Source organism: Streptomyces sp. NPDC091281, from assembly GCF_044757425.1.
Classification (GTDB): Bacteria; Actinomycetota; Actinomycetes; order Streptomycetales; family Streptomycetaceae; genus Streptomyces.
Window position 1 is genome coordinate 208,240 of the sequence record NZ_JBIVUY010000003.1, and the last position, 9,818, is coordinate 218,057.

1 protein-coding gene (running past one end of the window) is annotated in these 9,818 nt (G+C 76.7%); it reads right to left on the reverse strand.

Features of this window, described 5'->3' with window-relative positions; translation table 11 throughout:
• Positions 1 to 9,775: the 5' portion of a type I polyketide synthase gene (locus ACIQPQ_RS09705; protein ID WP_401302025.1), read on the reverse strand. The gene continues 6,329 nt to the left of window position 1, outside the view; the window shows 9,775 of its 16,104 coding nt (coding positions 1–9,775); it begins with the start codon at positions 9,773 to 9,775; its stop codon lies off the left edge, out of view.
• Positions 9,776 to 9,818: the final 43 nt, after the last annotated feature.

Below are 9,818 nucleotides of genomic sequence, written 5' to 3' on the forward strand. Positions count from 1 at the left end.
CCCCGCGCGGCAGGAGACGCAGGGACGCGTCCACGAACTCCCCGGCGAGGGAGTCCAGGACGACGTCCACGCCCCGGCCTCCGGTGGCCGTGAGGAAGGCGGCTTCGAAGTCCGTGTCGCGGGACGAGGCGATCCGGTCGTCGTCCAGGCCGAGGGCCCGGACGGTGTCCCACTTGCCCCGGCTCGCCGTGCCGAAGACCTCGGCACCGAGGTGACGGGCGAGCTGCACGGCGGCCATACCCACACCACCGGCCGCCGCGTGCACCAGCACCGACTCCCCCGCCTCGACCGCGCCCAGGTCGGTCAGCGCGTAGTACGCCGTCAGGAACACGATCGGGACCGACGCCGCCTGCGCGAACGTCCAACCCTCCGGGATGCGGGCGACGGTGCGGGCGTCCGCGACCGCGACCGGGCCGAAGGAGCCGGGGAAGAGGCCCATCACGCGGTCGCCGACGGCGAGTCCGGTGACGCCGGGCCCGGTCTCGGTGACGACACCGGCGCCTTCCAGGCCGAAGTCGCGGGCGTCGCCGGGGTACATGCCGAGGGCGTTGAGGACGTCGCGGAAGTTGACGCCGGACGCGCGGACGGCGACGCGGACCTCACCCTCGCCCAACTCGCCCTGGACGACGGGTCGGAGGGCGAGGCCTTCCAGGGTGCCCTTCTCCACGATGTCGAGCCGCCAGGCCGACGCGTCGGCGGGGAGGGGCAGTTCGGTCGCGTCGGTGGCACGGGACAGGCGCGGGACGGTGGCGGTGCCGGCGTGCACGGCGATCTCGGGTTCGCCGGTCGCGAGCGCCGCCCGGGTCACGGCCCACGACTCCGCCGTGCCGTCCGTGTCGAGCAGGGCGAAGCGGCCCGGGTTCTCGGCGTGGGCGGCGCGGACCAGGCCGCGTACGGCGGCGTCGGCCGGGTCGGCGGGCCGGTCGTCGGGGGCGGTCCCGCTCCCGGTGACGAAGACGAGACGGGCGCCGTCGAAGCGCTCCTCGGCGAGCCAGTCGCGGACGAGGTCCAGGGCCCGCGCGGTGGCCGCGTGGGTCGCGGGCAGCGGGTCCCCGGCGGGGATCTCGACGCGGACGAGGGTGTCGGTGCCTGGCTCGCGGCTGTCCGCCGGGAGGACGGTGGGCAGCGGGGCGGTGGCGGGGTACGGCTCGTCGGCGGCGGGCGGGTCGAGCGGGAGGGGGGTCCGGGCGACCCGGTGCAGGAGACCGGCGTGGCCGGGCGTGGCCGGGTCGGCGGGCGGGGCGGTCAGGGCGCGCAGGGTGAGCGCGTCGACCGTGGCGACGGGGTTGCCGTCCGGGTCGGTGAGGTCAAGGGCGACCGTCCCGTCGCCGGTGGTGCGCAGGCGGGCGTGGACGTGGGCGGCGCCGGTGGCGTGGAGGGTGACGCCGGACCAGGAGAACGGCAGGCCGGGGCCGCCGGGACCGTCGGTGGCGGCCGTCCGGGCGGGGGTGGCGCCGAGGGCGTGCAGGACGGAGTCGAGGAGGGCGGGGTGGAGGCCGTAGCGCTGGGCGTCGGGGGTGCCCTCGTCGGGGAGGGCCGCCTCGGCGAAGAGGGCGTCGCCGTGCTGCCGGACGGTGGTCAGGCCGCGGAACAGGGGGCCGTAGGCGAGGCCGGTGTCGGCGAGGCGCGGGTAGAGGGTGTCGGTGGGGACCGGGGTGGCCTCGGCGGGGGGCCGCAGGCCGGTGGGCGGGGCGGGGGTGGCGGGGTCGGGCAGCAGGGTGCCGCTCGCGTGCCGCTGCCAGGGCTCGCCGTCGGTGTCGGCGGCGGCGGTGTCGTCGGCGGGGCGGGAGTGGACGCCGATCTCGCGGCGGCCGTCTTCGTCGGGCGCGCCCACGGTGACCTGGAGCTGGACGGCGCCTTCGGCCGGCAGAGCGAGGGGCGCCTCCAGGGTGAGTTCCTCGACCTGGGCGCAGCCGACGTGGTCGGCGGCGTGGAGGGCGAGTTCCAGGAAGGCGGTGCCGGGCAGCAGGACCCGGCCGGAGACGACGTGCTGGGCCAGCCAGGGCTGGAGCCGGGTGGAGAGCCGCCCGGTGAGGACGGCGGTGGCGCTGTCGGCGAGGGTGACGGCGGCGCCGAGCAGCGGGTGTCCGGCGGCGGTGAGGCCCACCGCGCGGAGGTCGCCGAAGGCGGCGCCGGTGACGCGGGGCCAGTAGCGGTCGTGCTGGAAGGCGTAGGTGGGCAGGTCGACCGGGCGGGCCGTCGGGAGGAGCGCGGGCCAGGCGACGTCGGCGCCGTGGGCGTGCAGGGTCGCGGTGGCGGTGAGCAGGGTCCGCGGTTCGGGCCGGTCGGCGCGCAGGGCCGGGACGGCGGTGGCGCTCTCACCGGAGAGGGTGGCGAGGGTGAGGGCGGTGAGGGTGCCGTCGGGGCCCAGCTCCAGGAACCTGGTGGTTCCTTCGGCTTCGAGGGCGGTGACGGCGTCGGCGAAGCGGACGGTCTGGCGGACGTGGCGCACCCAGTAGTCCGGGGAGGTCAGTTCCTCGGTGCTGACGGGGGCGCCGGTCACGGTGGAGACGAAGGGGAGCCGCGGGCTGCTGAAGGTGAGGCCTTCCGTGACCTTGCGGAAGTCAGCGAGCATCGGCTCCATCAGCGGGGAATGGAAGGCGTGGCTGACGCGCAGGGCGGTGACCTTGCGGTCCTGGGCGCGGAAGAGGTCCACGATCTCCTCGACGGCGTCGGCGGCACCCGCGATCACCACGGAACGGGGCCCGTTCACCGCCGCGAGACCCACACGGTCACCCAGAAGCGGCAGCACCTCGTCCTCCGCCGCCTGGACGGCGACCATCGCCCCACCCTCCGGGAGGGCCTGCATCAACCGGCCCCGCGCGGCGACCAGTCGGCAGGCATCGGCCAGCGACCAGACCCCCGCCACATGCGCCGCGGCGATCTCACCGATCGAATGCCCGGCCAGGACGTCGGGACGGACGCCCCACGACTCCAGCAGCCGGAACAGCGCCACCTCCAGAGCGAACAACGCGGGCTGCGCGAACTCCGTACGGTTCAGGGCCTCGGCGTCCGCACCGAACACCACCCCCCGCAACGCGCGCGGCAGTTCCACGTCCAGATGCGCGCAGACCGCGTCGAAGGCATCCGCGAACACCGGATACACCTCGTACAACTCCCGACCCATACCGAGGCGCTGGGCGCCCTGGCCCGCGAAGAGGAACGCCGTACGGCCGTCGGGGGTGGCTCGGCCGGTGACGACGGCGGGGTTGGTGTCGGTGTCGGTGGGGTCCGTGAACGAGGCGAGTGCGGCGAGGAGTTCGGCGCGGTCGGTGCCGAGGGCGATCGCGCGGTGCTCGAAGGGGGTGCGGGTGGTGGCGAGGGACAGTCCGAGGTCGGCGGCGGTCAGGCCGGGGTGGGCCTCGGCGTGGGCGAGCAGGCGTGCGGCCTGCTCGCGCAGGGCGTCCTCGGAGGCTCCGGAGACGATCCAGGGCAGCGGCACGGCGACACCGGCGGGGCCACCCGCTGTGTCGGCGGGGGCTTCGGCTCCGGGGCGCGGGGTGTCCGATCCGGAGGGACCGGCGGCACCGGAGACGTCGGAGGGCAGGTCGTCGTGGCCGTCGGCGGGGGTGTGCTGGGGGTCGTCCGCCGGGGGCTGGGCGACGATGACGTGGGCGTTGGTGCCGGACACGCCGAACGCGGAGACGCCCGCGCGGCGGGGCCGGTCGCTGGCGGGCCACGGGGTGTGCTCGGTGAGCAGGGCGACGGCGCCCGCGTCCCAGTCGACGTGGCTGCTCGGGGTGGCGGCGTGCAAGGTGGCCGGGAGCGCGCCGTGGCGCAGCGCCTGGACCATCTTGATGACGCCCGCGACCCCGGCCGCGGCCTGGGCGTGGCCGATGTTCGACTTCAACGAGCCGAGCCAGAGGGGCTGTTCGCGGTCCTGGCCGTAGGTGGCGAGGAGCGCCTGTGCCTCGATGGGGTCGCCGAGGGTGGTGCCGGTGCCGTGGGCCTCGACGGCGTCGACGTCGGCGGGGGCGAGTCCGGCGTCGGCGAGCGCGGCACGGATGACGCGCTGCTGGGCGGGTCCGTTGGGCGCGGTGAGGCCGTTGGAGGCGCCGTCCTGGTTGACGGCCGACCCGGCGAGGACCGCGAGGATCTTGTGGCCGTGGCGGCGGGCGTCGGAGAGGCGTTCCACGACGAGAACGCCCGCGCCCTCGGCCCAGCCGGTGCCGTCGGCGTCGTCGGAGAACGCCTTGCAGCGGCCGTCGGCGGCGAGGCCGCGCTGGCGGCTGAACTCCAGGAACGCGCCGGGGGTGGACATCACGGTGACGCCGCCCGCGAGGGCGAGGTCGCACTCCCCCGACCGGAGGGCCTGGGCGGCGAGATGGAGGGCCACGAGGGACGAGGAGCAGGCGGTGTCGACGGTGAGGGTGGGCCCTTCCAGGCCGAGGACGTAGGCGATGCGGCCGGAGACCACGGCGGCGGCGTTGCCGGTGCCGAGGTAGCCGTCGCCCGCGTCGGGGGTGCTGAGCAGCAGGGCCGGGTAGTCCTGGCCGTTGGAGCCCATGAAGACGCCGGTACGGCTGCCGCGCAGGCCGCCGGGGGCGATGGCGGCGCGCTCCAGGGCCTCCCAGGAGATCTCCAGGAGGAGCCGCTGCTGGGGGTCCATGGCGACGGCCTCGCGGGGCGAGATCCCGAAGAACGCGGGGTCGAAGTCGGCGACCCCGGTGACGAATCCGCCGTGCCGGGTGTAGCTGGTGCCGGGGCGGCCGGGCTCGGGGTGGTAGAGGGCGTCGAGGTCCCAGCCGCGGTCGTCGGGGAACGGGGTGACGGCGTCGCGGGCCCCGGCGACCAGCTCCCACAGCTCGTCGGGGCTGTCGACGCCGCCGGGGAGGCGGCAGCCCATGCCGACGATGACGACGGGGTCGTCGTCGGTGCGCGCCCGGCCGGAGACGGTGCCCGCGCCGGTCGGGTCCTCGGCGCCGTCGAAGAGTTCGGCGTGGAAGAAGGCGGCGAGGTCGACCGGGGTGGGGTGGTCGAAGACGAGGGTGGCGGGCAGGGCGAGGCCGGTCTCGGCGGTGAGCCGGTTGCGGAGTTCGACGGCGGTGAGCGAGTCGAACCCGGAGTCGCGGAAGGCGCGGCGCGTCTCCAGCAGGGCGGCGTCGGCGTGGCCGAGGACGGCGGCGGCGTGCGTGCGGACGAGGTCCAGCAGGGCGCGGACGCGGTCGGCGGCGGGCCGGTCGGCGAGACGGGACCGCAGGGCCGTACCGGCGCCGGAGTCGTCGGCGGCGGCCGGGGCGCCGGTGAGGGCGGCGCGGGCCTCGGGGAGGTCGGTGAGGAGGGCGCTGGGGCGGGTGCTGGTGAAGCCGGGCGCGAAGCGGGTCCAGTCGACGTCGGCGACGACCTGGCCGGTGGCGTCCTGCTCCAGGACGCGGTGCAGGGCGGCGAGGGCGGTGTCGGGGTCGAGGGGGGTGAGGCCGCGGCGGCGCAGGTACTCCTCGGCGCCGTCCTCGGCGACCATGCCGCCCTCGCCCCAGGGGCCCCAGGCGATCGAGGTGGCGGTGGCGCCGCGGGCGCGGCGCTGTTCGGCGAGGCCGTCGAGGTAGGCGTTGGCGGCGGCGTAGGCGCTCTGGCCGCCGCTGCCCCAGACCCCGGCGATGGAGGAGAACAGGACGAACGCGTCGAGCGGCCGGTCGCCCCGGGCGCACAGCACGGCGTCGAGGTGGGCGGCGCCGTCGGCCTTGGCGGCGAGGACGGACGCCAGGCGGGCGGGGTCGAGGTCGGTCAGCGGCACGGAGTCGGTGACGCCCGCCGCGTGCACGACGGCGTCGGGGGTGTGCCGGGTGAGGAGCTGTTCCACGGCGGCCCGGTCGGCGACGTCGCAGGCCTCCACGGTGACGCGGGCGCCCAGCTCGGTGAGGCGGGCGGTGAGGTCGGCGGCGCCGGGCGCGTCGGGCCCGCGGCGGCCGGTGAGGACCAGGTGTTCGGCGCCTTGTGCGGCGGCCCAGAGGGCGACGCGGGCGCCGAGGGCGCCGGTGCCGCCGGTGACGAGGACCGTGCCGCGCGGCTGCCAGGCGGCTCCCTGGGCCGGCGTGCCGGTCGCGGTGCCGGTGGCGTCGTCGGCGTGCTGGAGGCGGCGGACGAGGACGCCGGAGGCGCGGACGGCGAGCTGGTCCTCTCCCCCGGGGGCGGCGAGGACGGCGGCGAGCCGGGCGGCGGCCCGCCGGTCGAGCGTGCCGGGCAGGTCGATCAAGCCGCCCCAGCGGTCCGGGAGTTCGAGGGCGGCGACGCGGCCGAGGCCCCAGAGCGCGGACTGCGCCGGGTCGGGCGCGGCGTCGGAGCGGCCGGTGCCGACGGCCTGCCGGGTGGCCAGCCACAGGGGCGCGGTGACGTCGGCGTCACCGAGGGCCTGTACGAGGAGGAGGGCGCGGGTCAGCGCGGTGGCCGCCGGGGTGGCGCCGGTCGCGGCGCTGTCCGTCGCGGCGCTGTCCGTCGCGGAGCCGCCGGTCGTGGGGCTGTCGGTCGCGGTGGCGTCGGTCGTCGGGAGGGCGAGGACACCGGCGAGGGGGCCGGTGTCGGCGAGGCGGGCGGCAAGGGCGGAGCGTGTCTCGTCGGGCCCGTACTCCCAGGTCAGCGCTTCGGCGCCGCGTGCGGTGAGCGCGTCGACGACGGTGCGGGTGAGGTCGTGGCCGGTGGTGTCCGCGGGGACGGCGACGAGCCAGCGCCCGGTGAGCGGGGTGCCGTCGGCGGGTTCGGCGGGCCGCCAGGCGGCGCGGTAGCGCAGCCGGTCGACGCGGCCGAGTTCGCGGCGTCCGCGCCACCAGGTCGACAGGGCGGGCACGAGCGGGCGCAGGAGGCCCGGATCGACGTCGAGGGTGTCGGCGAGGGCGGTGATGTCCTCGTCCTCTACGGCCGACCAGAACCCCGTGTCGCCGCCGGGGAGTTCGGCGCGGCCGTCGGTGCCGGGGGCGGTGGGCGCGGTCGGCTCCAGCCAGTAGCGCTCGCGCAGGAAGGCGTACGTCGGCAGCTCGGCGGGGCGGGCTCCGGTGCCCGCGAAGAGGGCGGGCCAGTCGACGGGGGTGCCGTGCGTGAAGACGGCGGCGACGGCCGCGGTCAGCGTGGCGGGCTCGGGGCGGTCCTTGCGCAGGGCGGGCACGGCGAGGGGGCCGTCGCCGTCGAGGGATTCCTGGGCGAGGGCGGTGAGGGTGCCGTCGGGGCCGAGTTCGAGGAAGCGGGCGACCCGGCGGGCGGCGAGCGTGCGGACGCCGTCGGCGAAGCGGACGGACTCGCGGACGTGCCGGACCCAGTAGTCGGGCGTGCACAGGTCGGCGGGGCGGGCCGTCTCGCCGGTGACGTCGGAGACGAGGGTCAGCCGGGGCGGGTGATAGGTGACGCTCTCCGCGACGGCCCGGAACCCGGCGAGCATCGGTTCCATCAGCGGGGAGTGGAAGGCGTGGCTGACACGCAGGGCGGTCACCTTGCGGCCCTGGGCGCGGAAGCGCTCCGTGACCCGCTGGACGGCGTCGGCGGCGCCGGACACGACCACCGCGCGGGGGCCGTTGACGGCGGCGAGCCCGACGCGGGCGTCGAGGAGGGGCCGTACCTCGTCCTCCGTCGCCTGGAGCGCGGCCATCGCGCCCCCCTCGGGGAGCGCCTGCATCAGCCGACCGCGGGCCACGACCAGACGGCAGGCGTCGGCGAGGGACCACACCCCGGCGACGTGCGCGGCGGCCAGTTCGCCGACGGAGTGGCCGAGGACGAACTTCGGGGTGACGCCCCACGCCTCCAGCAGCCGGAACAGGGCGACTTCGAGGGCGAACAGGGCCGGTTGGGCGTACTCGGTGCGGTTCAGCCGCTCGGCGTCGGCCGCGCCCGCGCCGCTCCCGGCACCGCCGGTCCCGAACACGATCTCCTTCAGGGAGAAAGGCAGTTCGGCGTCGACCGCGTCGAAGGCGGCGGCGAACACCGGGTACGTGTCGTACAACTCGCGGCCCATGCCGGGCCGCTGGGAGCCCTGGCCCGCGAACAGGAACGCGGTGGCGCCGCGGGTGACGCGGCCCGTGACGGTGGCCGGGCCGGGGGTGCCCTCGGCGAGGCGGGTCAGTTCGGCGACGGCGCCGTCGAGATCAGCGGCGAGGACGACCGCCCGGTGTTCGAGGGCGGCGCGGGTGGTGGCCAGCGCGTGGCCGACGTCGAGCGGGCGCGGGCGCCCGTCCGGACCGGCGGTGTCGGCACGCCCCTCGGCCCCCTCGGACCGCTCGGCGGGGTCCGCCGCCACCGGGGACGCCGTCTGCCGGAGTCGGGCCAGCAGGCGGGCGGCCTGCGCCCGCAGGGCCTCCTCGCTGCGCGCGGACACCGGCCACGGCACGACGGGCAGGTCCTGTACGGCGGCGGGTTCGGCGGCGGGCGCGGGCGCCTGGTCGGCGTCGTCCGGGGCCGCGGGCCGGGGGGCCTCCTCGATCACGGCGTGCGCGTTGGTGCCGCTGATGCCGAACGAGGACACGGCGGCACGGCGGGTGCGGCCGTCCGCGGGCCACTCGACGGGCTCGGTGAGCAGCCGGACGGCCCCGGCGGACCAGTCGACGTGCCGGGACGGCTCGGAGACGTGCAGGGTGCGGGGCAGGGAGCCGTTGCGCATCGCCTGCACCATCTTGATGATGCTGCCGACCCCGGCGGCCGACTGGGTGTGCCCGATGTTCGACTTCAACGAGCCCAGCCACAGCGGCTGTTCGCGGTCCTGGCCGTACGTGGCGAGGAGGGCCTGCGCCTCGATCGGGTCGCCGAGAGAGGTGCCCGTGCCGTGGGCGTCGACCGCGTCGACGTCGGCCGGGGTGAGGCCCGCGTTGGAGAGCGCGGCGCGGATGACGCGCTGCTGGGCGGGCCCGTTGGGCGCGGTGAGGCCGTTGGACGCGCCGTCGGAGTTGATCGCGGTGCCGCGTACGACGGCCAGCACGGGGTGGCCGAGGCGGACGGCGTCGGAGAGCCGCTCGACGAGGAGGAAGCCCGCGCCCTCGGCCCAGCCGGTGCCGTCGGCGTCGTCGGAGAACGCCTTGCAGCGGCCGTCGGCGGCGAGGCCGCGCTGACGGCTGAACTCGTAGAACATGGCGGGTGTCGCCATCACGGCGACTCCGCCCGCGAGCGCCATGTCGCACTCGCCGCGGCGCAGCGCCTGGCACGCCCAGTGCAGGGCGACGAGGGAGGACGAGCAGGCGGTGTCGACGGTGACCGTCGGCCCCTCCAGGCCCAGGGTGTAGGCGATGCGGCCGGAGGCGACGGAGGTGGCATTGCCCGCCAGCAGCAGGCCCTGCACGCCGTCGGGGAACTCGCTCACCCCGGCGCCGTAGCCGGAGGTGGCGGCGCCGACGAAGACGCCCGTGCTGCTGCCGCGGACGGAGCCGGGGTCGATGCCGGCCCGCTCGAACGCCTCCCAGGAGATCTCCAGGAGGAGCCGCTGCTGCGGGTCCATGGCGAGGGCCTCGCGCGGCGAGATCCCGAAGAAGTCCGCGTCGAAGCGGGACGCCTCGTGCAGGAAGCCGCCGCCGAGCGCGTAGAACGTGCCGGGCCGGTCGGGGTCGGGGTCGTAGCCCGCCTCGACGTCCCAGCCGCGGTCCACGGGGAACCCGGAGACGGCGTCGCCGCCCTCGTCCACGAGCCGCCACAGGTCCTCGGGGCTCTCCACGCCGCCGGGGTAGCGGCAGCTCATGGACACGATCGCGACGGGCTCCCGGTCGCGTGCCTCCACGTCCCGCAACTGCTTGCGGGTCTGCCTCAGTTCGGCGGTGAGCCGCTTGAGGTATTCGACGTACTTGTCGTCCATCTTGTCGCCTTCAGCCACCAACGCCACATCCCTGAGCCGATGCCGACGGTCTCCCGCGGCT